Annotated in this window: 20 protein-coding genes and 1 pseudogene; 19 read left to right on the top strand and 2 right to left on the bottom strand. The window is 34.9% G+C overall.

The features are described from left to right. A partial coding sequence (locus HMPREF3264_RS07965) for a YSIRK-type signal peptide-containing protein (protein WP_070872884.1) occupies positions 1-1970 on the bottom strand: 1970 nt, incomplete at its 3' end. A gap of 247 nt (positions 1971-2217) precedes the next feature. Here HMPREF3264_RS07965 and isdC point away from each other — a divergent pair. The 10 genes and pseudogenes from isdC to pheT form a co-directional block, all read left to right on the top strand. Continuing rightward, positions 2218-2811 (top strand): annotated as a pseudogene (gene isdC / locus HMPREF3264_RS07960) (heme uptake protein IsdC); the annotation flags it as partial. 10 nt (positions 2812-2821) lie between these two features. After that, positions 2822-3889, top strand: a complete 1068-nt coding sequence (locus HMPREF3264_RS07955) for an NEAT domain-containing protein (protein ID WP_070872881.1) — start codon at positions 2822-2824, stop codon at positions 3887-3889. Next, positions 3886-4767 (top strand): heme ABC transporter substrate-binding protein IsdE, encoded by an 882-nt coding sequence (gene isdE / locus HMPREF3264_RS07950; protein ID WP_070872879.1) that lies wholly within the window; start codon positions 3886-3888, stop codon positions 4765-4767. Before HMPREF3264_RS07955 ends, isdE begins: the two co-directional genes overlap by 4 nt. Before the next feature lie 9 nt (positions 4768-4776). Next, positions 4777-5748: a FecCD family ABC transporter permease gene (locus tag HMPREF3264_RS07945; RefSeq protein ID WP_371106827.1), complete on the top strand. Its 972-nt coding sequence runs from the start codon at positions 4777-4779 to the stop codon at positions 5746-5748. Next, complete coding sequence (locus HMPREF3264_RS07940; RefSeq protein ID WP_070872870.1) at positions 5738-6520, top strand: ABC transporter ATP-binding protein; 783 nt, start codon at positions 5738-5740, stop codon at positions 6518-6520. The genes HMPREF3264_RS07945 and HMPREF3264_RS07940 overlap by 11 nt, the downstream gene beginning before the upstream one ends. Further along, entirely contained in the window at positions 6513-7241 is a 729-nt protein-coding gene (gene srtB, locus HMPREF3264_RS07935) for a class B sortase (RefSeq protein WP_070872868.1), read from the top strand. Before HMPREF3264_RS07940 ends, srtB begins: the two co-directional genes overlap by 8 nt. A 19-nt stretch (positions 7242-7260) precedes the next feature. Beyond that, positions 7261-7584: an antibiotic biosynthesis monooxygenase gene (locus tag HMPREF3264_RS07930; RefSeq protein WP_070831767.1), complete on the top strand. Its 324-nt coding sequence runs from the start codon at positions 7261-7263 to the stop codon at positions 7582-7584. A gap of 236 nt (positions 7585-7820) precedes the next feature. Beyond that, entirely contained in the window at positions 7821-8561 is a 741-nt protein-coding gene (locus HMPREF3264_RS07925; RefSeq protein ID WP_070872866.1) for a TrmH family RNA methyltransferase, read from the top strand. Positions 8562-8962: 401 nt separating this feature from the next. Further along, positions 8963-10021, top strand: a complete 1059-nt coding sequence (pheS, locus tag HMPREF3264_RS07920; RefSeq protein WP_002442238.1) for a phenylalanine--tRNA ligase subunit alpha — start codon at positions 8963-8965, stop codon at positions 10019-10021. Further along, positions 10021-12423 (top strand): phenylalanine--tRNA ligase subunit beta, encoded by a 2403-nt coding sequence (gene pheT, locus HMPREF3264_RS07915; RefSeq protein WP_070872864.1) that lies wholly within the window; start codon positions 10021-10023, stop codon positions 12421-12423. Before pheS ends, pheT begins: the two co-directional genes overlap by 1 nt. Positions 12424-12540: 117 nt before the next feature. Here pheT and rnhC read toward each other — a convergent pair whose 3' ends face one another. Next, positions 12541-13476 carry a ribonuclease HIII gene (gene rnhC, locus HMPREF3264_RS07910; RefSeq protein WP_070872861.1) on the bottom strand — a complete coding sequence of 312 codons (936 nt, stop codon included), beginning with the start codon at positions 13474-13476 and terminating at the stop codon, positions 12541-12543. Positions 13477-13770: 294 nt separating this feature from the next. Here rnhC and zapA point away from each other — a divergent pair, with 294 nt between their 5' ends. The 9 genes from zapA to sdhB all read left to right on the top strand — a co-directional run bounded on the left by zapA (position 13771) and on the right by sdhB (position 24770). Next, positions 13771-14037, top strand: coding sequence for a cell division protein ZapA (gene zapA / locus HMPREF3264_RS07905; RefSeq protein WP_002442246.1), 267 nt, complete (start codon positions 13771-13773; stop codon positions 14035-14037). Further along, positions 14038-14559, top strand: coding sequence for a CvpA family protein (locus HMPREF3264_RS07900; protein ID WP_002442248.1), 522 nt, complete (start codon positions 14038-14040; stop codon positions 14557-14559). It abuts the gene before it with no gap. A gap of 73 nt (positions 14560-14632) precedes the next feature. Next, positions 14633-16342 (top strand): DNA polymerase/3'-5' exonuclease PolX, encoded by a 1710-nt coding sequence (gene polX, locus HMPREF3264_RS07895; RefSeq protein ID WP_070872859.1) that lies wholly within the window; start codon positions 14633-14635, stop codon positions 16340-16342. A 9-nt stretch (positions 16343-16351) separates the two neighbouring features. Then, positions 16352-18700 (top strand): endonuclease MutS2, encoded by a 2349-nt coding sequence (locus tag HMPREF3264_RS07890; protein WP_070872856.1) that lies wholly within the window; start codon positions 16352-16354, stop codon positions 18698-18700. Between the two features lie 199 nt (positions 18701-18899). Next, complete coding sequence (gene trxA, locus HMPREF3264_RS07885; protein ID WP_002435174.1) at positions 18900-19214, top strand: thioredoxin; 315 nt, start codon at positions 18900-18902, stop codon at positions 19212-19214. Positions 19215-19318: 104 nt separating this feature from the next. Continuing rightward, positions 19319-21103 carry an excinuclease ABC subunit UvrC gene (uvrC, locus tag HMPREF3264_RS07880; protein ID WP_070872853.1) on the top strand — a complete coding sequence of 595 codons (1785 nt, stop codon included), beginning with the start codon at positions 19319-19321 and terminating at the stop codon, positions 21101-21103. A gap of 392 nt (positions 21104-21495) precedes the next feature. Then, complete coding sequence (locus tag HMPREF3264_RS07875; protein ID WP_002442256.1) at positions 21496-22110, top strand: succinate dehydrogenase cytochrome b558 subunit; 615 nt, start codon at positions 21496-21498, stop codon at positions 22108-22110. A gap of 57 nt (positions 22111-22167) precedes the next feature. Beyond that, complete coding sequence (gene sdhA / locus HMPREF3264_RS07870; RefSeq protein ID WP_002442258.1) at positions 22168-23934, top strand: succinate dehydrogenase flavoprotein subunit; 1767 nt, start codon at positions 22168-22170, stop codon at positions 23932-23934. Then, a complete protein-coding gene (gene sdhB, locus HMPREF3264_RS07865; RefSeq protein WP_002442260.1) occupies positions 23934-24770 on the top strand; it encodes a succinate dehydrogenase iron-sulfur subunit in 837 nt (278 codons plus the stop codon). Before sdhA ends, sdhB begins: the two co-directional genes overlap by 1 nt. Positions 24771-24811: the final 41 nt, after the last annotated feature.

The raw sequence follows: 24811 nt of genomic DNA, 5'->3' as shown, positions 1-24811 counted from the left end.
CCGTTGTTAGGACCGTTTTGACCGTTGTCAGGACCGTTTTGGCCGTTGTCAGGGCCATTATGTTCATCATCTGGTTTAACTTGAGTATTTTGATCTGTACCTGTACCTGGTTTAACACCAGCACCTAATTGGTCATGTTGATCTGGAGTTGTAGTACCTGGTTTAGTTTGAGTATCAGGTTTAGCTTCAGTGCCTTGATCAGGATTAGTAGGTGGTTTGACTGTAGTGTCCCCAGCGCTATTTTCATCAGGCTTACCAGTTTGTTGACCTGTACCTGCATTTTGATCAGTTTCAGGCGTACCTGGTTTTTCTTGGCCATCTGGTTTAGTTTGACCTGCATTTTCACCTGGAATAGGTGTTACTGTATTATCAGTACCATTTTCACCTGGTTTAGTGTTGTCAGGCGTACCTTGACCTTGTTGGTCAGTACCTGGTTTAGTCTCAGTACCTTGACCAGGTTGAGTATTATTTTCAGGAGCAGGTGTTACAGTAGTACCAGCACCAGCTTGGTTGTTTTGATCAGGTGTTGTACCCGGTTGAGGTGTAGTTGTACCTGTTTGAGTACCGCCTTGACCTTGTTGTTCTGTATTACCAGGTGTTTGGTCAGGAGTAGTACCAGGTTTAGTACCAGCGTCTTGTCCTGGTGCGCCAGTACCATTTTGGTCTGGTGTAGTTGCATCAGGTTTAGTTTGAGTATCAGGTTTAGCTTCAGTACCTTGATCAGGAGCAGTAGGTGGTTTAACTGTAGTGTCTCCAGCGTTATTTTGGTCTGGCGTACCAGTTTGTTGACCAGTACCAGCATTTTGATCGGTTTCAGGTGCACCTGGTTTTTCTTGATTTTCTTGACCATTTGGTTTAGTTTGACCTGCATTTTCACCTGGAGTAGGTGTTACTGTAGTACCAGCACCATTTTCACCTGGTTTAGTGTTTTCAGGTGTACCAGTTCCTGTTGCACCTTGGCCTTGTTGATCATTACCCGGTTTAGTTTCAGTACCTTGAGCAGGCGTACCAGTTTGTTGACCAGTACCTGCGTTTTGGTCATTACCCGGTTTAGCTTCAGTACCTTGGGCAGGAGTTCCAGTTGCACCTTGACCAGCTTGAGTATTATTTTCAGGGGCAGGCGTTACTGTAGTACCAGCGCCAGCTTGATTGTTTTGATCTGTTTGTTGACCTTGTGTGCCTGGCGTAGGTTTAGCTTCAGCATTTGTATTTGGAGTAGAAGCATCAGGTTTTGATGCGCCAGCTTGTGTAGTATCTTGACCTTGTTGGTTGTTACCTGGAGTTTGACTTGCGTCAGTGTTACCTGGTTTAGCAGTGTCTTGACCTGCAGTAGTATCAGGTTTAGCTGGAGTGCCTCCTGTTGCTCCGGCTTGATCTTGTTGATTGTTATTACCAGTTGTTGGAGCAGGCGTTACTGCAGTTCCAGCACCATTTTCACCTGGTTTAGTATCAGCACCTTGAGCAGCTGTACCAGTTTGTTGACCAGTAGTAGCGTTTTGATCAGCTCCTGGTGTACCTTGACCTTGTTGACCAGCACTTTGAGCAGGCGTTACTGAAGCGTCTGCTTGATTATTTTGAGGTGTACCAGCATTTTGTTCAGCTTGATTACCTGCTGGAGTTGTTCCTGCTTCTGGTTTAGCTTGAGCAGGTGCACCAGTATCTTGCGCATTATTAGGTGTACCTGTTTGTGCTCCGCCAGCTTGATTATTTTGATCGTTTTGAGCGCCTTGAGCAGGTGTAGCAGTTCCAGGATTACCAGCAGCAGGTTGACCAGTTGTTTCAACTGTTCCTACAGTTTCTCTTTGGAAACCAGTACCAGTCGTACCTTGAGGATTTTCTTCAGCATGTGCTTGTCCGAAGAATAAGAATGAACCTACAATAATTGAGGCAGTACCAACTGTAAATTTTCTGATTGAGTAATGATTTTTCTTTGTGGGGGTGTTGTTAGAAAAATGATTAGGTTTGTTCATAACTTTTCTCTCCTTTGATAAGTAGTTCTCTCAGTTGTGTTTTGAGAAGTTATAGAATTAGAGTGAAATAGAGCATTATCAAATGATAATGGACAAACAATATATTAGCATATTTCACAAGCATTAAACAACTAATTAAAAATATTATCAAATTTTTGTTGACATTGATAACTATTATCATTTATTCTTTTAACAAGAATTAGAGTGGAAAGTGTTTACATTCATCACTCTCATGGAGGTTTTTGAATTGAAAGTGACATATAAATCACTAAGTTTTATCCTAGTTTTATTTATATTTTTATTTAGTTGGGTTCCAAATGTAAGTCAAGCGGCTGAAGGGAAATCAATCAATTTCGAAGTTCTCAAATATAATACGAATGATACTTCAATGGCGAATGATTATTTTGAAAAGCCAGCAAAATTAATTGAAAAAGACGGTAAAAAGGTACTTCAAATTACAGTCAATCATAGTCATTGGATTACTGGAATGAGTATCGATGGTCACAAAGAAAAAATCATTAATAAAGATGCCAGTAAAGATATTAGAACGTCAGAATTTGAAGTAAGCAAAGCTTCAGGTAAAGTGAATGGTACAATCTCTGTTTATATTGATGAACCAGTAAATGGTAAACCTTTTAAATATGACCATCATTACAATATTACTTTTAAATTTGATGGGAAAGATACGGGAGCTACAGGCTCACCAAATATCGTTCAAGATAAATCCAATGTAGAAAATCCTCAAACTAGTGGTGGAATTCCAACATATACATATTTGATTCCAATTGTTTCTTTATTTGCATTAATTACAATTTCAGTTATGACATTTAAGTTGAAAAAGGTAACCAATAATGAATCAATGGGGCCGTATAAAGGCGGAAAACTTTATTATCGCTTTGACTTTATGCGTAACTTTAATAAATGAAAATCACACATATCTAGCTAAGGCTGATGATGAGACTCAATCATCAGCCGATTCTTATATAGAAAGAAAAATAAAAAATGGTAAGACAGATACCACAATACATAATGATAAAGATATAAAGAAACAAGCTGTGCAATTTTATGTGCGACGTCAAAATGATAAGGAACCTTCGCACATGAACGACTATGTTGATCATCCTGGATTTTTAGTGAATATCGAAGGGAAAACCTATTTCGAAATAACGATTCTAAATAGAAAATGGTGGCAGAGTTTTCACTTTTATCAAAAAAATAAAGAATTAAAAATAACTACAATTGATGAGGATAAAGACAAAGATACTATAACTATACGTATGCCTATCAATGACATAAAAGAAGAAATAAAGTCTCGTATCCATATCAATATACCTTCATTAAAATATGACCATCATTACGTGACGTATATCGTTATGACTAATAAAGATAAATTGAAAATTAATCATAAAAACGAAGTAAATACATGTGACGATAAAGATTGCAATTTAAATAGTAAAAAATTTGATGAAAATAATAATGTTGAGAAAGATTCAGACGTTTTGCCTAACCAAACTTTAATTCCAGAAGATAATGTAAGTTCAAAACAAAAGAAACCTATTTCTCAAGAAACGATAAAGAACGAAAATCAACATCAATTGTTCAAAGATAGCACGGGTAATTCTAACGCAATAACTACTAACAATCATTTTCCAATGACACCTTCATTTGGAAATACTCAGGCAAAGTCTAAACCAAGTCATCTAACTCAGTTAAATCCTTTTCAAAGTAAAAAAGATAAACCAAATCCTAATTTCAATAGAGATGCCGATAAGAAACCTCAACCTAAAAAGGAATTTAAAGAAATGAAACCTTCACTTCATACAAAGACATATGTGATTTTAGGTTCACTAATTTTATTGGCATTATTAGTACTAATAGCTACATATTTTGTTAATAGAAAGAGTGAGTCTAAAAAATGAAAATAACCAGGTTAATTACTACTTTAATAATATTTATCATTTTACTAAGCGGTTGTGACTCTAGTGGTAAAGATAAAAAGAAAGAGAGTGCGCAAACAAAAGAATTTCGAATCGTACCAACGACAGTAGCATTAACAATGACACTAGATAAACTCGATTTGCCTATAGTCGGTAAACCAACTTCATATAAGAAATTACCAGAACGATATAAAAATGTACCTGAAGTAGGGCAACCAATGGAACCGAGTGTAGAAGCGGTTAAAAAAGTAAATCCAACACATGTATTAAGTGTTTCTACGATTAAAGATGAGATGAAACCATTTTACAAACAGTTGAATATGAAGGGGTATTTCTATGATTATGACAGTCTAAATGGGATGGAAAAATCTATAACTGAATTAGGGAAGCAATTTAATAGAGAGAAAAAAGCTAAAGAATTGAATGATCATCTTAATACTGTAAAGGCAAATATTGAAAGCAAAGTTGCGAAAGAGAAGAAACATCCTAAAGTACTGATACTTATGGGTATTCCAGGAAGTTATTTAGTAGCCACAGATCAATCTTATATTGGAGATCTTGTAAAAATTGCTGGGGGAGAAAATGTCATTCAAGATCACTCAAAGCAATATATTTCTTCGAATACAGAGCACCTTGTTAACGTCAATCCAGATATCATATTGAGACTCCCACATGGTATGCCCGATGAAGTTAAAAAAATGTTCCAGAAAGAATTTAAACAAAATGATATTTGGAAACACTTTAAAGCTGTAAAGAACAACCAAGTCTATGATTTGGAAGAAATTCCATTTGGCATCACTGCGAATGTAGATGCTGATGATGCCATGACACAACTCTATAATCTATTTTATAAAAAGTAATGGAGATAAATAATGTTTCAACAACATCCTAGAATATTAGTTATTATTTCACTTATCTTACTTTGTATTACCATCTATATTTCGTTTGTAATAGGAACGATACCAATCCATTTTAAAGACATACTTCAGAAGCTTTCAACTGGGGAAGCATCGAATATAGATACCATTATAGATTTAAGATTACCTAGAATATTGATTGCCTTATGTGTAGGAGCCATGTTGTCAGCTTCCGGAGCTTTACTACAAGCAGTATTACAGAACCCTTTGGCTGAAGCGCAACTACTCGGAGTATCTTCCGGAGCTTTGGTAGCGAGAACGATTTTATTATTACTTGCACCGCAACTCTTTTTCTATATTCCTTTACTTAGTTTTGTTGGAGGGATGCTACCATTTTTAATGTTGTTCATTTTAAGTGTTAAGTTTAAACTGCTACCGACACGAATGATATTGATTGGGGTAGCCATGTTTGCAATGTTAACTGGTTTGTTAGATTTATTTGCTCAGAATCCATTTTTGAAAATGCCTCAAGGTTTCACTATGAAAACATGGAATGATGTCAAAATGATTGTGCTTTCAGCAGTGATAGGTTTAGCAATGACAATCATTTTAATGTCTAAGGTAAATTTATTAGCTTTAGAGGAGAAACAAGCGAATAATTTAGGTTTCCATATTACGAAATATCGATTAATAGTTGGAATGGTTGCAGTATTTCTAGCAAGCGCATCGTCTGCGATTGTCGGTCCACTTGCATTTGTGGGTTTAATCATTCCTCATATTGTAAGGAAACTTATAGGCGCAAATTATAAGCAAGTCCTTCCACTATCCATAATTATAGGCGCATGGTTTGTAGTAATGACCGATTTACTAGGTAGAACGATTCATCCGCCTCTTGAAATACCGGCTAATGTCATCATGATGTTAATTGGAGGTCCTGTATTAATTTATCTCATTTGTAAAGGAGCGGTTAATGATGCATACTGAGGGACTTCATTTTCAATATAAGAATGAATCGGAAATCATTAAAAATCTTTCATTAACATTTAGCTCAAATGCCATCACTTCAATTATAGGCCCCAACGGTTGCGGTAAATCAACATTATTGAAATTACTTTCTCGTAATTTGAAACCTTCATCTGGAGTAATCTATCTCAATCAACAGGATTTGAAAAAGTTTAGTAAAAAGGCGTTGGCACATGAACTCGCAACGGTTCACCAAACGATGAAAATTCCTGAAGGTTTTACAGTGAGAGAATATATTGAATTAGGTCGTTATAGTTATGGAAGTGTGTTGAATAGAGATCAACATAAAGAAAGGATTATTCAATATACTATTCAACAATTAAATTTGGAACATCTACAACATAAAAAGTTAATTACTTTGTCAGGTGGAGAAGCTCAAAGAGTATTTCTGGCTACAGCTCTCGTTCAGGAGCCACAATACATATTACTAGATGAACCAACGACGTATTTAGATATTCATTATCAATATCAAGTTTTAGATACAATTCGACTTTTGAAGGAACGCTATAACATTACATTTATTATGGTACTTCATGATATTAATCAAGCGATTGAGTACAGTGATGAAGTCATATGTTTGAGTACCGATGGTGTGCTTGCACAAGGTAAACCAATCCAAGTAATTAATGAAAAGATTTTAAAAGAAATGTACCAAATAGACGCTAAAATTATTCAGGATGATGAATGTGGCATGATTATTTGTAGAAAAAGGGTGACACCATCAAGTGACTAAAATCATAAGAATCGTTCAAATCATATTAATTGTCGTCATCATTGTTTTTAGTTATCAATTAGTGAAAATGTATCTTGAAGATAAGGCTTCAGCTAAGCGCTACGCTGAACTTCAGAAGGAATTTCAATTTGAGTCTTTAACTTCTAAAAGTGAAACAAGACCTCAATTTAATAAATTAGAAGCAATTAATAAAGATATTGTAGGTTGGATTCAGCTTAAAGGGACTACGTTAAATTATCCTGTGCTACAAGGTAAAACAAATCATGAATATTTGAGGCAGGATTTCGAAGATGATAAGAGTCGTAAGGGTAGTATTTTCATGGATTATAGGAATTCTGTGAAGAATCCAAACTTAAATACAATTATTTATGGTCATCATATGGGTGATGACACGATGTTTGATGTTCTAGAAAAATATTTAAAACAAGAATATTATCATCGTCATCAAGACATTCAATATGATACGAAATATGGTAAATATAAGCTACAAGTATTTAGTGTGTATCAAACTACGACCAAAGATAACTATATTCAAACAGATTTCGCATCAAGCTCAGAGTTTCAACAATTTATAAATAAAACAAAACAAAAATCAGTGATTCAATCTCATGTTGAAGTCAGTAATCAAGATAAGTTAGTGACCTTATCAACATGTGAGGATGCTTATAATCAAACATCTGGAAGAATCGTTGTGGTCGCAAAATTAGTCAAAATAAATTAACAGAAAAGAGGAAAACATCATGAAATTTATGGCAGAAAACAAATTAAAATTAGACAAAGGGACAGCAACTGGTATTATAGAAAGATTCTACACGAGGCATGGCATTGAAACATTAGAAGGTTTCAAAGGAATGTTCGTTACAAAAACTCAAGAACAAGACGACTTTGATGAAGTGAAAATCTTAACTTTATGGGAATCTGAACAAGCATTTACAGACTGGTTGAAATCTGACGTATTCAAGAAAGCACACAAAAATGTGCGTCATCAATCTGCAGATGCTACGAGTCCAATTCTTGAAAATGTCGTAAAAAAATACGATATAGGGTATCAATATTTTAAGTAATCATTTAAATAAGTATGTGTATAGTTCAAGTTGTAGTATAAATTACACACATTTATTTACAAAATATTAAATGCAATCCTATGAAGCAAGTCGATGCAGTCATTCCAATTGAATAGGCTCCCGATTTGCTTTTATTTTTTACCATTGAGTTGATAATAGAATGAATGTAAGGTTTGAAATCCGCTCAAATTGAATTACAATATATACATCACTTTAAGAGTTGGAGAATCTATATAATGGAACAAATTACGTCTGCTCAAAATAATAAAATAAAAAATGCCAATAAATTAAAAAAGAAACGCGACCGTGATAAAACAGGAAAGGCTTTGATTGAAGGTATTCATCTTATTGAAGAGGCTCAGCAAAGCGGCATTACGATTCAACAATTATTTGTTATAGAACCAGATAGAACTGATGAGGCGCTTTTAAACTATGCGAATGAAACATATGAAATTAATATGAAAGTTGCTGAGGCGCTCTCAGGTACTGTTACGCCACAAGGTTTCTTTGCAGTAATTGACAAACCACAATATGATGTATCGAAAGCACAACAAGTGTTATTAATTGATCGTATTCAAGATCCAGGTAACTTAGGCACGCTCATTCGTACGGCTGATGCTGCAGGTTTAGATTTAATTGTAATGGAAAAGGGCACTGCTGATCCTTATCAAGATAAAGTCATGCGTGCAAGTCAAGGAAGCATCTTCCATATTCCAGTTGTAACGGAAGATTTGGCGAACTACATGAACAATTTTGATGGGCCAGTTTACGGTACTGCACTTGAAAATGCGGTGAGCTTTAAAGAAATAGAAGCTCAATCAACTTTCGCTTTGCTATTAGGCAATGAAGACGAAGGGGTTAATCAGGAATTGTTACAACAAACAACGAAAAATTTAATTATTCCAATTTACGGTAAAGCGGAAAGTTTAAATGTAGCTATTGCTGGAAGTATATTGTTATATCAGTTGAAAGGTTGACCCTATGTTCAAAGTTCGGCTATAATAATGAATGAAATTTATAAGAATTAAAGCAATCATTATCAATTTAAACATCACTTAAACAACTAAATGAACTGCCAATAAAAAGACGTAAATTATTTAAAGGGTTGCCAAGGGAGAATGACCGCGACTGAAAGTTATTCCAACCTGAAATAATTTTTTTCATCTTTTTGGTTACTTAAAGAAATTTAAGTCGGAATTGTCATTCCGTTATCAATAGATTTACAAGTGTATGCTTATGCATAAATTTGGGTGGTACCACGGAAAGCTTTCGTCCCAGTGTGATTTGGGGTGGAAGCTTTTTTTGATGTTGAAGTTTGAATGTTTTATTTTCCGAAATCAAAATTGAAAAGTGGCATTTAAAAAGGAGGAGTTTGGTCATGACTCAAAATGATACGATGGCTGAGTTAAAACAACAAGCGCTTGTCGATATTAATGAAGCTAATGATGAACGTGCATTACAAGATGTGAAGGTTAAGTATTTAGGTAAAAAGGGTTCTGTAAGTGGATTAATGAAGAATATGAAGGATTTACCTAATGAAGAAAAGCCTGCTTACGGACAAAAAGTGAATGAACTACGTCAAACGATTCAAAATGAATTAGATGAAAGACAAAATATACTTAAAGAAGAAAAATTAAATCAACAACTTGCAGAAGAAACTATTGATGTGACTTTACCTAGTCGACATATTGAAATTGGTTCTAAACATCCGTTAACAAGAACGGTCGAAGAAATTGAAGATTTATTCCTAGGTTTAGGTTATGAAATTGTTGATGGTTATGAAGTTGAACAAGATTATTACAATTTTGAAGCTTTGAATTTGCCTAAATCTCATCCTGCAAGAGATATGCAAGACAGTTTTTATATTACTGAAGAAATTTTAATGCGTACACATACGTCCCCAGTTCAAGCGAGAACAATGGAAAAACGTGAAGGCAAAGGTCCGGTTAAAATTATTTGTCCTGGTAAAGTGTATCGCCGTGACTCAGATGATGCGACGCATAGTCACCAATTTACACAAATTGAAGGATTAGTCGTCGATAAAAATATTAAAATGAGTGACTTGAAAGGGACATTAGACCTACTTGCGAAAAAACTTTTTGGTCCAGAACGTGAAATTCGTTTGCGTCCAAGTTATTTCCCATTCACAGAACCTTCTGTTGAAGTAGATATTTCTTGTTTTAAATGTAAAGGTAAAGGATGTAACGTATGTAAGCATACCGGTTGGATTGAAATTTTAGGTGCAGGAATGGTACACCCTAATGTACTCGAAATGGCAGGATTTGATTCTAATGAATATTCAGGATTTGCTTTCGGTATGGGTCCAGATCGTATTGCAATGTTGAAATATGGTATTGAAGATATTCGTCATTTCTACACAAATGATGTACGTTTCTTAGATCAATTTAAAGCAGTAGAAGATAGAGGTGACCAGTAATGTTGATTTCAAATGAATGGTTAAAAGATTACGTAGATGTAAACCAATCAGTTCAAGATTTAGCTGAAAAAATTACAAGAACTGGTATCGAAGTAGACGATATTATTGATTATACAAAAGATATTAAAAATTTAGTTGTCGGTCATGTCGTTTCAAAATCCCCACACCCAGATGCCGACAAATTAAATATTTGCCAGGTTGATTTAGGCGAGGAGGAGCCAGTTCAAATCGTATGTGGTGCGCCAAATGTTGACGAAGGTCAATATGTGATTGTCGCAAAAGTAGGTGGCCGTTTACCAGGTGGCGTTAAAATTAAACGAGCGAAGTTACGTGGCGAACGTTCTGAAGGTATGATTTGTTCTTTACAAGAAATAGGTATTTCAAGTCATGTGACACCGAAAGCATTTGAAAATGGCATTTTCGCCTTCCCTACAGAAGTCACACCAGGCACAGATGCACTTGAAGCGTTATATCTTAATGATCAAGTCATGGAATTTGATTTAACACCTAACCGTGCGGATGCGTTAAGCATGGTAGGTACAGCATATGAAGTTGCTGCATTATATCAAACGGACATGAAGAAACCTCAAACTTCTAGTCAAGAAAGAAGTATTTCTGCGAAAGATGAATTATCAGTTTCCGTTAAAAATGAGGACAAAGTACCTTATTATAGTGCAAGAGTTGTTCATGATGTCACAATTGCACCATCACCAATCTGGATGCAAGCACGTTTAATGAAAGCGGGCATTCGACCAATTAATAATGTAGTAGATATTTCTAATTATGTATTATTAGAATATGGTCAACCTCTTCATATGTTTGACCAAGATCAAATCGGTTCAAAAATGATTGAAGTACGACAAGCGAATGAAGATGAGAAGATGACAACGTTAGATGATGTAGAGCGTCAACTTCTAAATACGGACATCGTAATTACTAATGGTCGTGAACCCATTGCTTTAGGTGGTGTAATGGGCGGAGACTTCTCTGAAGTAACGGACCAAACACGTAATGTAGTAGTAGAAGGTGCCATTTTTGACCCAGTATCAATTCGTCATACATCACGTCGTTTAAATTTAAGAAGCGAATCTTCAAGTCGCTTTGAAAAAGGTATAGCAACAGAATTTGTAGATGAAGCTGTAGACAGAGCTTGTTATTTACTAGAAACGTATGCTTCTGGTACAGTCCTAAGCGATAGAGTATCAGCTGGTGATTTAGGTTCATTTGTTACTCCAATTGAAATTACTGCTGACAAGGTTAATCAAACAATTGGATTTAGCCTAAGTGATGAAGATATTGTTAATATCTTTGAACAACTCGGTTTTGAAACTGAAAATAAAGATGGTCAATTGATAGTGAATGTGCCGTCACGTCGTAAAGATATCTCAATTAAAGAAGATTTAATTGAGGAAGTTGCACGTATTTACGGTTACGATAATATTCCGTCTACACTTCCAGTCTTCGATGATGTAACGAGTGGATCTCTTACGGACCGTCAGTATAAAACACGTACTGTTAAAGACACATTAGAAGGTGCGGGTCTTGATCAAGCCATCACATATTCATTAGTATCTAAAGACCATGCTAAAGATTTTGCATTACAAGATCGTTCAACTATAGAACTATTGATGCCAATGAGTGAAGTGCATTCTACCTTGAGACAAAGTCTTTTACCACATTTAATTGAAGCTGTAGCATATAATGTTGCTCGTAAAAATACAGACGTAAAATTATATGAAATTGGCCGTGTCTTCTTTGGTAATGGAGAAGGAGAATTACCTGATGAAGTAGAATACTTAAGTGGTATCTTAACAGGTCAATATGTGAATCATGCTTGGCAAGGTAAGAAAGAAACTGTTGATTTCTACTTAGCCAAAGGTGTCGTGGACCGTGTTGCTGAAAAACTAAACCTCAAATTTGATTATCGCGCAGGTCAAATCAATGGATTACATCCAGGTAGAACTGCCATCGTCTCTTTAAATGGCGAGGATATTGGATTTATCGGGGAATTGCATCCAACATTAGCGGCAGACAATGATTTAAAACGTACGTATGTGTTTGAACTTAACTACGATGCAATAATGAACGTTTCTGTAGGCTATATCAATTATGAACATATTCCTAGATTCCCAGGTGTCACTCGAGATATTGCCTTAGAAGTGAATCATGAAGTCCCAGCATCTGAATTATTATCTACAATTCATGAAAATGGTGAAGATATCTTAGATGATACGTTGGTATTTGATGTTTACGAAGGTGAACATTTAGAAGAAGGTAAGAAATCAGTTGCGATTAGATTGAGTTATTTAGATACAGAAAATACACTTACAGATGAACGTGTCACTGCTGTACACGATAAAATTTTAGAAGCACTTCAACAACAAGGTGCAACAATTAGATAATTGGAGCGTAATGACTAGAATTGAAAGAAGCATGATATAAGTGCACTTTCAGTTCAGTTATCACTGCCAATATGTTAAAAAGCTGAGATATCGAGTGATATCTCAGCTTTTATCTGTTTAATTATATTTTTTATCAATTAAAGCGAGTGCTTTGTCTCGATTTTTAAAATGCTTTTTAGAAATGGCATCTAGTTGACCGATTCCATACTTTTGTATGACCTTTGCTGCAAATAAATCTACTTTATTACTTGCGCCTTTTGGAACGTCCATTTTAATTTGGCGTGTGATATGATCCATATGTTTTACGAAAGCATAGCGAGAAATAATACTTGCGGCTGCAATAGCTAAAGATTTAGATTCACCTTTCGTCTCGAACTTAGTCTTTTTAGGAAACGGTAGTTCAGATAGAGCATAATGTTGATACACTTCTCGTTTAGCAAATTGGTCAATAACGATATAATCTAAGTCTTCGATTTCAATTTTTTGAGTAACATTTTTAATTGCTTCATTATGTAGAACTGCTTTCATTTTAACTTGTGACCAGCCCATTTTTTGACGTTCGTTATATTTAACGTTATCAAGTGTAAGCAATGAGTGAGGAATAAATGTAATTAATTGCTCTGCAATTTCTACAATTTTAGTATCGGTTAATTTTTTCGAATCATCGACACCAAGTGTCTTTAATACTTGAGCGTTTTTTTCTGAAACATAGGCAGCACAGACAGTTAAAGGCCCAAAGTAATCGCCACTACCGGCTTCGTCACTGCCAATGCAATTATGTGTATTGTATTTAATAGTAGATGAAACGTTAGTTGATGGCTTAGTTGAAGCTGTCGGAGTAGCTGAAGCGTCATTTGGCAACAATTGTAGCGCTACTGTTTCAGCACTTTTCCCCTGAAACATCACTTTACCTGAGTTATAAATGTTAATCGTTGTGTTTTGATGTTTCGTTCTTGCTTTCATTCCTTGAGGCAAATTGCTCGTTTCAAATTGTATTTTAGACATTAAATTTTGAATTTCGTTTTGTGTTAATTTATGAACGACATTTCCCATTTTTCAATCCTCACTTTTAACTACGTATTTCTACATTTTATCAAATTTTACTAATGAAAACATTTAAGCCAAACAACTTAATTTTAGATTACATCATCAACACGAGTTGGTCGTTTCAATGTTTTGTTAACAGCTACTTACATAATTAAATACTCTCATGTATAATGTGTGTTGATAAGTAAAAAAGTACATATCTCATATGAGGTCATGATAAACGGTGATGTTCGAACCTCTTTGAGAAGTCAACTAAAGAAAGTTAAAATCATTTAAATATAAGGTCAGGAGCAATTAAATATGGGTGAATTTAAAAATAGAATAAATGTTACGATTAACGATAAACATTTCACAATTATTGGCGAAGATAGTCCTGAACATATCCGTTATGTTGCACATCTTGTAGATGAGAAGATGCAAGAGTTAGGTCAAAAATCAGCAGGCTTAGATACAACACGCAAATCGATTTTAACAGCAGTAAATATTATGCATGAAAAGGTTTTACTAGAAGAAGAAAATCGTCGATTACAACAAGAAATCAATCAATTAAAACAAAGTGAAGAATAGATGATTTTTGATTTCATCGTTATTATCATCATTGCTTATTTCATGGTGATTGGTTTTCGAAGAGGCATTTGGTTGTCGACATTACATTTTATTTCTTCAATTGTATCATTATGGATTGCATATCAATTCTATCAACCTATTGCAAAGAGGCTGATTGTTTTTTTACCGTTTCCTAAAACAGTTGCCTACGATACAGAGTATGCAATTCATTTTAATTCATTGCAACAAAGGTTTGAAAATATCGTCGCTTTTATTTTATTAGTGATTTTGGTCAAGCTTATTTTGTATCTAATTATTGTTACATTTGATAAGATAGTGGCGTATAAGAAACTACATTTAGTAAGTCGTATAATGGGTGTGATCTTAGGGATATTAATGAGTTTGATTGTCATTCAAATTGGACTTTATTTAATTTCTCTGTATCCAGATACGTTTATACAGAACCAAATTTCACAATCACTATTATGTAAACGATGGATTTTAAATATGCCGTTTGTATCGCATTTTATTTTAAATTTATAAACTATGATATGAGGTCAGGACAAGAGCGAACTTTGATGTTGTGTCCTGGTCTTCTTTTTATGGAGAGATGTATATGACTAAAAAAGATGTAATTCAATTATTAGAGAAAATAGCAACTTATATGGAATTAAAAGGTGAAAATACCTTTAAAGTATCTGCATATAGAAAGGCAGCACAAAGTTTAGAAATTGATGAGCGTCCACTGGATGAAATTGAGGATGTTACAGAGCTTAAAGGTATTGGTAAAGGCGTGGGGGACGTTATTAATGAATATAGAGAAACAGGTCAATCTACAGCTCTAGAAGAACTACAAAAGGAAGTGCCTGAAGGTTTAGTCCCGTTATTGAAGATTCAAGGCTTAGGTAGTAAGAAAATAGCTAAATTATATAAAGAGCTTCATATTACTGATAAAGCAAGTTTACAAAAGGCTTGTGAAGAGGGAAAAGTAAGTGAATTAAGTGGATTCGCTAAGAAAACAGAACAAAATATTTTAGAAGCGGCTAAAGCTCTGGGGGCTAAAAAAGAACGCTACCCGATTGACCAAATGAGAGGATTAAACAATGAAATCATTGAATTTATTAAACAATTGGATGATGTTGATAATTATTCTTCAGCGGGTAGTTTTAGACGTTATAAAGAAATGAGTAAAGATTTAGATTTTATTATTAGCACGCGCGCTCCGGAAAAGGTACAACAACTGCTTGAAATCCCAAATAAAATAAAAGAAGTGGCGGTAGGAGATACGAAGGTGTCTTTAGAGTTATCATATGACGATGAGACGATTGGTGTAGACTTCAGATTGATAGAACCTGAAGCTTTTTATCATACGCTTCAACATTTCACTGGTTCAAAAGATCACAATATCCGTATCCGTCAATTAGCTAAGGAACGTAATGAAAAAGTAAGTGAATACGGAATTGAACAAGCGGATGGAAATTTATTACAGTACCAGAGTGAGGAAGAAATATATCAACACTTTAATGTGAATTGGATTGCACCAGCGATGCGTGAAGATGGTAGTGAATTTGATAAAGATTTAAGCGATATCATTCAATTAAATGATATTAATGGTGATATTCATATGCATACAACCTATAGTGATGGTGCTTTTTCAATTAGAGATATGATTGAGGCAAATATAGCTAAAGGTTATCAGTTTATGGTTATTACAGACCACTCTCAAAGTTTAAAAGTTGCAAATGGATTACAGGTTGAGCGTCTTCTACGCCAAAATGAAGAAATTAAAAAGTTAAATGAAGAATATAAAGACATTGATATATATTCTGGTACGGAAATGGATATTTTGCCAGATGGTTCATTAGATTATGAAGATGACGTTCTAAAACAACTTGATTATGTTATTGCCGCGATTCACCAAAGTTTTAATCAATCTGAAGAAGAAATTATGAAACGATTAGAAACGGCATGTAGAAATCCATATGTTCGTCATATCGCTCATCCAACAGGCCGAATTATTGGACGACGTCCTGGTTATGAACCTAATATAGAGAAATTGATGCAACTTGCTGAGGAAACTCATACCATTTTAGAAATAAATGCGAACCCTAAGCGTTTAGATCTCAATGCTGAAACGGTACGTAAATACCCAAATGTGAAGTTAACTATCAATACGGATGCCCATCATACGAATCATTTGGAATTTATGAAATATGGGGTTGCGACTGCACAAAAAGGTTTTGTTAAAAAAGATAGAGTGATTAATACGTTATCACGAGAAGCGTTTAAATCATTCATTGAAAATAATATTAAATTGAAGAAATAGAGGGATTGCATGAGACAGAAAACATTAGATGTCTTGGAATTCGATAAAATTAAATCATTCGTCGTTGAGGAAACGATAAGTGATTTAGGTCGTGAAAAGGTAGAGCAAATGGCTCCGGCGACAGATTTTGATACGGTAGAATTTCAAATTAATGAAACCGATGAAATTTCTCAAATCTACAATAAACATCGTTTACCAAGTTTGAGTGGCCTAGCAAAGGTCTCACCACTCATTCATAGAGCGAATATTGGTGGAGTACTGAATGTCACAGAACTCAATGTGATTAAACGATTAATACAAGTACAAAATCAATTCAAGACATTCTATAACCAACTTTTAGAAGAAGATGAAGAAGTAAAGTATCCTATTTTAGATGAAAAAATGAATCAGCTCCCTATATTGAGTGATTTATTCCAAGAAATTAAAGATAAATGCGACACTTATGATTTATTTGATCATGCAAGTTATGCATTACAGGGAATTAGAAGTAAAATTTCTAGTACAAATCAACGTATTCGTCAAAATTTAGACCGTATTGTTAAAAGTCAAAGTAATCAAAAGAAATTATCTGATGCGATTGTAACAGTTAGAAATGATCGCAATGTGATTCCTGTCAAAGCGGAATATCGTCAAGATTTCAATGGTATTGTTCATGATCAATCAGCTTCTGGACAGACACTTTACATCGAACCGAGTTCTGTAGTTGAAATGAATAATCAAATCAGCCGTTTACGTAATGATGAGGCGGTAGAACGAGAACGAATTCTTACTGAACTGACTGGGCAAGTAGCTGCAGAGGCTGATGCGTTACTCATTGCTGAATCAGTGATGGGCCAAATCGATTTCTTAACAGCTAAAGCGCGCTATGCACGTTCAATTAAGGGGACGAAACCTACTTTTAAAAAGGAACGAACGGTTTATTTACCTAATGCGTTTCATCCATTATTAAATAAGGAAACAGTCGTTGCGAACACGATTGAATTTATTGATGATGTGGAAACGGTCATTATTACTGGACCGAATACAGGTGGTAAAACAGTTACACTCAAAACGCTAGGGCTTATTATTGTGATGGCGCAATCAGGGTTATTAGTACCTACTTTAGATGGCAGTCAGTTAAGTGTTTTCGAAAATGTGTACTGCGATATTGGCGATGAACAGTCGATAGAACAGTCACTATCAACATTTTCTTCTCATATGAAAAATATAGTCGAGATCTTACATGAAGCAGATAAAAATAGCTTAATATTATTTGATGAATTAGGAGCTGGAACAGATCCGAGTGAAGGTGCTGCCTTAGCAATGAGTATACTCGATTACGTTCGCAACTTAGGATCACTTGTCATGGCGACCACACATTATCCTGAATTGAAAGCTTATAGTTACAATCGGGAGGGTGTGATGAACGCGAGTGTTGAATTTGATGTGGATACGTTAAGTCCGACCTATAAACTATTGATGGGTGTACCTGGACGTTCTAATGCATTCGATATTTCTAAAAAGTTAGGTCTCAGCCTCAACATCATTAATAAAGCGAAGACAATGATTGGTACAGATGAACAAGAAATCAATTCAATGATTGAATCATTGGAGAGAAATTCTAAACGTGTGGATGAACAAAGAATTGAGTTAGATCGACTTGTACGTGAAGCTCAAGAAACGCACGATGCACTATCAAAACAATATCAGCAATACCAAAATTACGAAAAATCATTAATGGACGAAGCTAAGGAAAAAGCAAATCAACGCGTGAAATCAGCAACTAAAGAAGCGGACTCAATTCTTAAAGAATTGAGAGATTTAAGGGATAATAAAGGTGCTGAGGTTAAAGAACATGAATTAATTGATAAGAAAAAACAATTAGATGAACAATATGAAGAAAAATCAATTAAACAAAATGTTCAGAAGAAGAAATATGATAAGATCAACGCTGGTGATGAAGTGAAAGTACTATCCTATGGTCAAAAAGGGGAAGTGCTAGAACTCGTAGGCGAAGATGAAGCGGTAGTACAAATGGGTATTATTAAAATGAAATTACCTATTGAAGATTTAGAGAAAACGAAGAAGAAAAAAGAAAAACCGACGAAAATGGTTACTCGTCAAAATAGACAAACGATTAAAACTGAACTTGATCTAAGAGGTTATCGTTATGAAGAAGCGTTAACGGAATTGGATCAATACCTCGATCAAGCAGTGTTAAGTAATTACGAGCAAGTCTATATAATACATGGTAAAGGTACCGGCGCACTTCAAAAAGGTGTGCAACAGCACTTAAAAAAACATAAAAGTGTAAGCAACTTTAGAGGTGGTATGCCAAGTGAAGGTGGATTTGGTGTTACTGTAGCAGAACTTAAATAAAGTGTTGTTGATTTTGAGAGAGCACTGCATTTGATTTTTTGAGAAAATAACGTACAATGAACGCAGTATTATTGATAATTAAAAATGATATGATAGAGCAAAACGATAACAATACTTTAATTGAGCAATAGCAATGCAGTTACGCTTAAAGTCTGTTATAATTTGCTCATCATTGAAAAATTAAGGAGGATTGGCATTTATGGCAATCGTAAAAGTAACTGATTCTGATTTCGATACAAAAATTGAATCTGGCGTTAAATTAGTAGATTTCTGGGCTACTTGGTGTGGACCCTGTAAAATGATCGCTCCAGTTTTAGAAGAATTAGCTGGGGACTATGATGGTAAAGCTGATATTTTAAAATTAGATGTTGATGAAAACCCATCAACTGCTGCGAAATACGAAGTAATGAGTATTCCAACTTTAATCGTATTTAAAGATGGTCAACCAGTTGATAAAGTTGTAGGTTTCCAACCTAAAGAAAACTTAGCAGAAGTATTAGATAAACACCTATAAGAAATAGATGACTGAAGACTGGGGCATTTCATTAAGTAAATGCTCCAGCTTTATTATGTTATTGGAACATTTATTTTCAAAAAATTAAAGAAAGGAGGAGACCATTGGAGGATTATCAAAAGAAAATTAAAGAAAAACTCAATGTCGTACCTTTAGAACCTGGTTGCTATTTAATGAAGGATAGAAATGCTCAGGTTATTTATGTGGGGAAAGCGAAAAAGTTAAGAAACCGACTACGTTCTTACTTTACTGGTGCGCACGATGCTAAAACAACCCGACTCGTAAGTGAAATAAGAAATTTCGAGTTTATCGTCACGTCTAGTGAAACAGAGTCGTTGTTATTGGAACTAAACTTAATTAAACAGTATCAGCCACGTTACAATATATTACTTAAAGACGATAAAAGTTATCCATTTATTAAGATTACAAAAGAGAAGCATCCGCGTCTTATAGTGACTCGTACGGTAAAGAAAGGGACAGGGAAATATTTTGGACCTTATCCCAATGCTTATTCCGCACAAGAGACTAAAAAATTACTAGACCGTATTTATCCATTTAGAAAATGTGATAATATGCCGGATAAATTATGCCTATATTATCATATTGGGCAATGTATGGGACCTTGTGTCTATGATGTTGATTTGAATGTGTACGCTCAAATGACTAAAGAAATTACGGACTTTCTAAATGGTGAAGATAAAACCATTATTAATAATCTCGAAGATAAAATGACTAAAGCGAGTGAATCTCTCGATTTCGAACAAGCGAAAGAGTATCGTGATATGATTCAACATATTCATAATTTAACTAAGAAACAAAAAATTATGTCTACGGATAATACGATTAGAGATGTCTTTGGTTATAGCGTGTCCAAAGGTTGGATGTGTGTCCAAGTATTCTTCATCAGACAGGGAAATATGATTAAACGCGATGCAACGATGATACCCATCCAGCAGACGGAAGAAGAAGAGTTCTATACATTTATTGGTCAATTTTATAGTCTCAATCAACATATCCTTCCGAAAGAAGTTCACGTTCCGAAAAATCTTGATAAAGATATTATTAAATCAGTGGTTGATACCAAAATTGTTCAACCATCTCGTGGTAGCAAAAAAGAAATGATTGATTTAGCTAATCATAATGCCGAGGTCCAATTAGAGAATAAATTTGAATTAATTGCAAGAGATGAATCTCGCACAGTAAAAGCGATTGAAGAATTAGGTGAACGTATGGGAATTCAAACACCTATTAGAATAGAAGCTTTTGATAATTCTAATATTCAAGGCGTGGATCCAGTTTCTGCGATGGTTACATTCGTAGATGGTAAACCAGATAAGAAAGGCTACCGTAAATATAAGATTAAAACAGTAGAAGGCCCTGATGATTATAAGTCTATGCGCGAAGTTGTTCGACGTCGATATACGCGTGTATTAAATGAAGGTCTTCCATTACCAGATTTAATTATTGTTGATGGTGGTAAAGGTCATATGAATGGGGTAATGGATGTCCTTGAAAATGAATTAGGATTAGATATTCCTGTCGCTGGTCTCCAGAAGAATGATAAACACCAAACATCAGAATTACTCTATGGTGCAAGTGCAGAAGTTGTTCCATTAAAGAAAAATAGCCAAGCGTTTTATTTACTTCATCGAATACAAGATGAGGTACACCGTTTTGCAATTACGTTCCATAGACAAACAAGACAAAAAACTGGACTCAAATCAGTATTGGATGATGTAGATGGCATCGGCTCCAAGAGAAAAACTACACTTTTAAGAACATTTGGCTCTATTAAGAAGATGAAAGAAGCCAGCTTAGATGATTTAAAAAAATCTGATTTACCAGAAAAAGTTGCGAAAAACCTACAACAAGCCCTACAAAATAAATAAAAATTTAAAAAAATGGGTGTGAGAATTATTCTCATGCCCAAAAATACTAGAAATAATGTTACAATATGGTTAACAAAAAGCTAATTTTTTTAAGGTTGTGTGGAAGCGTTTTCTAAATGAGAAGTGTTATCAATTAGGTATTGATAACAACAGCCATGAGTCGTCACATCTTTATTAAAGAATTCTATTAAATCACTAGCCTTTTACTTTTTTAAGCAATACTTGTGTGTGGATTCATAACTCATTTACTTTCTTTGTGATGTTTTGGCGTGCAAGTACAAAATAAAGAAGTAAATGTTTGCTAGTCTTTTATATGGAATTTCGGGGCATATTGCATACAATTTTGGGGGAATTAGCAAATTTAATTATTTGTTTCACAGGGGGGACTCCTTTTGGCTCAATCAAAAAACGAATTTTACCTTAGACGACTTCATTCGTTATTAGGTATTATCCCAATCGGTGCATTTTTAATTGTTCACCTATTGGTAAACCATCAAGCAACACAAGGCGCAGAAGCTTTCAATAAAGCATCTGGTTTTATGGAATCATTACCATTTCTTTTAGTGGTAGAATTTGTACTTATCTACATTCCATTGTTATACCATGGTTTATTTGGACTACATATTGCATTTACTGCTAAGGAAAACATCGGACATTATTCTTTATTCAGAAACTGGATGTTCTTTTTCCAACGTGTTAGTGGTATTTTAGCGTTCGTATTTATTGCAATGCACTTATGGCAAACACGCTTACAGAAAGCATTTTTCGGTAAAGCAGTAGATTACAATATGATGCATGAAACATTGAAAAATCCATTATGGGCAATTTTCTATATCATTTGTATTATTGCTGTGGTATTCCACTTCGCAAATGGTTTATGGTCATTCTGTGTGACGTGGGGCTTTTTACAATCTAAGAAATCTCAACGTGTATTCACTTGGATTTCATTAATTGTATTCTTAGTGGTTTCATATATCGGTGTATCAGCTATTATCGCGTTTATGTAATTTAGAAACATTTCAACTTAAGTCTTAGATTTATAATATCAGGGGAGTGACATTTCTATGGCAGAGAAAAAAGTTATTGTTGTCGGTGGAGGACTTGCCGGTCTGATGTCAACAATTAAAGCGGCAGAACAAGGTGCGCATGTAGATTTATTCTCATTAGTGCCTGTAAAACGTTCGCACTCTGTTTGTGCCCAAGGGGGCATCAATGGTGCGGTTAATACGAAAGGTGAAGGAGATTCTCCGTGGATTCACTTCGATGACACTGTTTATGGGGGAGACTTCTTAGCTAACCAACCACCAGTAAAAGCGATGGCTGAAGCGGCACCGAAAATTATCCATTTATTAGACAGAATGGGCGTTATGTTCAGTAGAACAAACGAAGGTTTATTAGACTTTAGACGTTTCGGTGGTACGCTTTACCACAGAACAGCATTCGCAGGTGCTACGACAGGGCAACAATTATTATATGCACTTGACGAACAAGTTCGTTCTTTTGAAGTAGATGGATTAGTAACGAAATACGAAGGCTGGGAATTCCTAGGTATCGTTAAAGATGATGAAGATGCTGCAAGAGGTATCGTTGCTCAAAATATGACAACATCAGAAATTAAATCATTTGGTTCTGATGCCGTTATCATGGCAACAGGTGGCCCTGGTATCATCTTCGGTAAAACAACGAACTCAATGATTAATACAGGTTCAGCTGCATCAATTGTTTACCAACAAGGTGCAATTTATGCAAATGGTGAGTTTATCCAAATCCACCCAACAGCTATTCCTGGTGATGACAAATTACGTCTGATGAGTGAATCAGCTCGTGGTGAAGGCGGACGTATTTGGACATATAAAGATGGTAAACCATGGTACTTCTTAGAAGAGAAATATCCAGATTACGGTAACTTAGTACCTCGTGATATTGCTACTCGTGAAATCTTTGATGTATGTATTAACCAAAAATTAGGTATCAATGGTGAGAACATGGTATACCTTGATTTATCACACAAAGATCCACATGAATTAGATGTTAAATTAGGTGGTATCATTGAGATTTATGAAAAATTCACTGGTGACGATCCACGTAAAGTACCAATGAAAATTTTCCCAGCGGTTCACTACTCAATGGGCGGATTATATGTTGACTATGATCAAATGACGAATATCAAAGGTTTATTCGCAGCTGGTGAATGTGATTTCTCTCAACATGGTGGTAACCGTTTAGGTGCCAACTCATTACTATCAGCAATTTATGGTGGTACTGTAGCTGGACCAAATGCGATCAAATATGTTCAAGATATTGAGACATCTTATACTGAATTAGATGAAAGTATCTACGAAAAACGCGTAAAAGAAGAACAAGAACGATTCGATAAATTGTTAAATATGCGTGGTACTGAAAATGCGTATAAACTTCACCGTGAACTAGGTGAAATTATGACAGCCAACGTAACAGTAGTACGTGAAAATGATAAATTATTAGAAACAGATCAGAAAATTCAAGAATTAATGAAACGCTATGAAGATATCGATATGGAAGATACACAAACTTGGAGTAACCAAGCCGTATTCTTCACGCGTCAATTATGGAATATGCTAGTATTAGCACGTGTTATTACTATTGGGGCTTACAACCGTAATGAATCTCGTGGTGCTCACTATAAACCAGAATTCCCAGATCGTAACGATGATGAATGGTTAAAAACTACAATGGCTCATTACAAAGGTAGAACTGAAAAACCTGAATTTACTTACGAGCCAGTAGATGTAAGTTTAATCCCACCACGTAAACGTGATTACACTAGTAAGTCTAAAGGAGGTAAAAAATAATGGCTGAACAATCAGTAAAAAATACTCCAGACACTCAAGGTAATCAACAAACAGAAGAAAAGAATCAACAACCTAAACAAAAAACGGTTAAATTAATTATTAAACGTCAAGACAATAATGAATCTAAACCATACGAAGAAACATTTGAAATTCCATATAAAGAAAATTTAAATGTTATCGCATGTTTAATGGAAATCAGACGTAACCCAGTGAATGCAAAAGGTGAAAAAACAACACCAGTAACTTGGGATATGAACTGTCTTGAAGAAGTATGTGGTGCTTGTTCAATGGTAATCAATGGTCGTGCGAGACAATCATGTTCTGCCATCGTTGATCAATTAGAACAACCTATTCGTTTAGAACCAATGAGCACATTCCCAGTGATTCGTGACTTACAAGTAGACCGTTCAAGAATGTTTGACAACTTAAAACGTATGAAAGCTTGGATCCCAATCGATGGTACTTATGATTTAGGACCAGGACCACGTATGCCAGAGAAAAAACGTCAAACAGCATATGAATTATCTAAATGTATGACTTGTGGTGTTTGCTTGGAAGTATGTCCAAACGTAACACCTAATAATAAATTCGTAGGTGCTCAAGCCATTTCACAAGTACGTCTATTCGACTTACATCCAACTGGTTCAATGACTAAGGATGAACGTTTAGATGCATTAATGAGCACAGGTGGTTTACAAGAATGTGGTAACTCTCAAAACTGTGTGAATGCTTGTCCTAAAGGTATTCCTTTAACAACTTCAATTGCAGCATTAAACCGAGAAACTTCATTCCATATGTTTAAATCATTCTTCGGTTCTGATCACAAAGTAGATTAATATATACAATGTAGGGAGTGGGACAGAAATATAATTTAGCA

It is taken from the genome of Staphylococcus sp. HMSC62A08, assembly GCF_001839105.1.
Classification (GTDB): domain Bacteria; phylum Bacillota; class Bacilli; order Staphylococcales; family Staphylococcaceae; genus Staphylococcus; species Staphylococcus caprae.
Note: the sequence above shows the minus strand (reverse complement) of the source record. Positions and strands in the feature narration are given on the sequence as shown.

Coding starts and splice junctions, on each gene's coding strand:
- HMPREF3264_RS07955 (WP_070872881.1), top strand. CDS start 2,822: ATGAATCAATGGGGCCGTATAAAGGCGGAAAACTTTATTATCGCTTTG.
- isdE (WP_070872879.1), top strand. CDS start 3,886: ATGAAAATAACCAGGTTAATTACTACTTTAATAATATTTATCATTTTA.
- HMPREF3264_RS07940 (WP_070872870.1), top strand. CDS start 5,738: ATGCATACTGAGGGACTTCATTTTCAATATAAGAATGAATCGGAAATC.
- HMPREF3264_RS07930 (WP_070831767.1), top strand. CDS start 7,261: ATGAAATTTATGGCAGAAAACAAATTAAAATTAGACAAAGGGACAGCA.
- HMPREF3264_RS07925 (WP_070872866.1), top strand. CDS start 7,821: ATGGAACAAATTACGTCTGCTCAAAATAATAAAATAAAAAATGCCAAT.
- pheS (WP_002442238.1), top strand. CDS start 8,963: ATGACTCAAAATGATACGATGGCTGAGTTAAAACAACAAGCGCTTGTC.
- pheT (WP_070872864.1), top strand. CDS start 10,021: ATGTTGATTTCAAATGAATGGTTAAAAGATTACGTAGATGTAAACCAA.
- rnhC (WP_070872861.1), bottom strand. CDS start 13,476: ATGGGAAATGTCGTTCATAAATTAACACAAAACGAAATTCAAAATTTA.
- zapA (WP_002442246.1), top strand. CDS start 13,771: ATGGGTGAATTTAAAAATAGAATAAATGTTACGATTAACGATAAACAT.
- HMPREF3264_RS07900 (WP_002442248.1), top strand. CDS start 14,038: ATGATTTTTGATTTCATCGTTATTATCATCATTGCTTATTTCATGGTG.
- polX (WP_070872859.1), top strand. CDS start 14,633: ATGACTAAAAAAGATGTAATTCAATTATTAGAGAAAATAGCAACTTAT.
- HMPREF3264_RS07890 (WP_070872856.1), top strand. CDS start 16,352: ATGAGACAGAAAACATTAGATGTCTTGGAATTCGATAAAATTAAATCA.
- trxA (WP_002435174.1), top strand. CDS start 18,900: ATGGCAATCGTAAAAGTAACTGATTCTGATTTCGATACAAAAATTGAA.
- sdhA (WP_002442258.1), top strand. CDS start 22,168: ATGGCAGAGAAAAAAGTTATTGTTGTCGGTGGAGGACTTGCCGGTCTG.
- sdhB (WP_002442260.1), top strand. CDS start 23,934: ATGGCTGAACAATCAGTAAAAAATACTCCAGACACTCAAGGTAATCAA.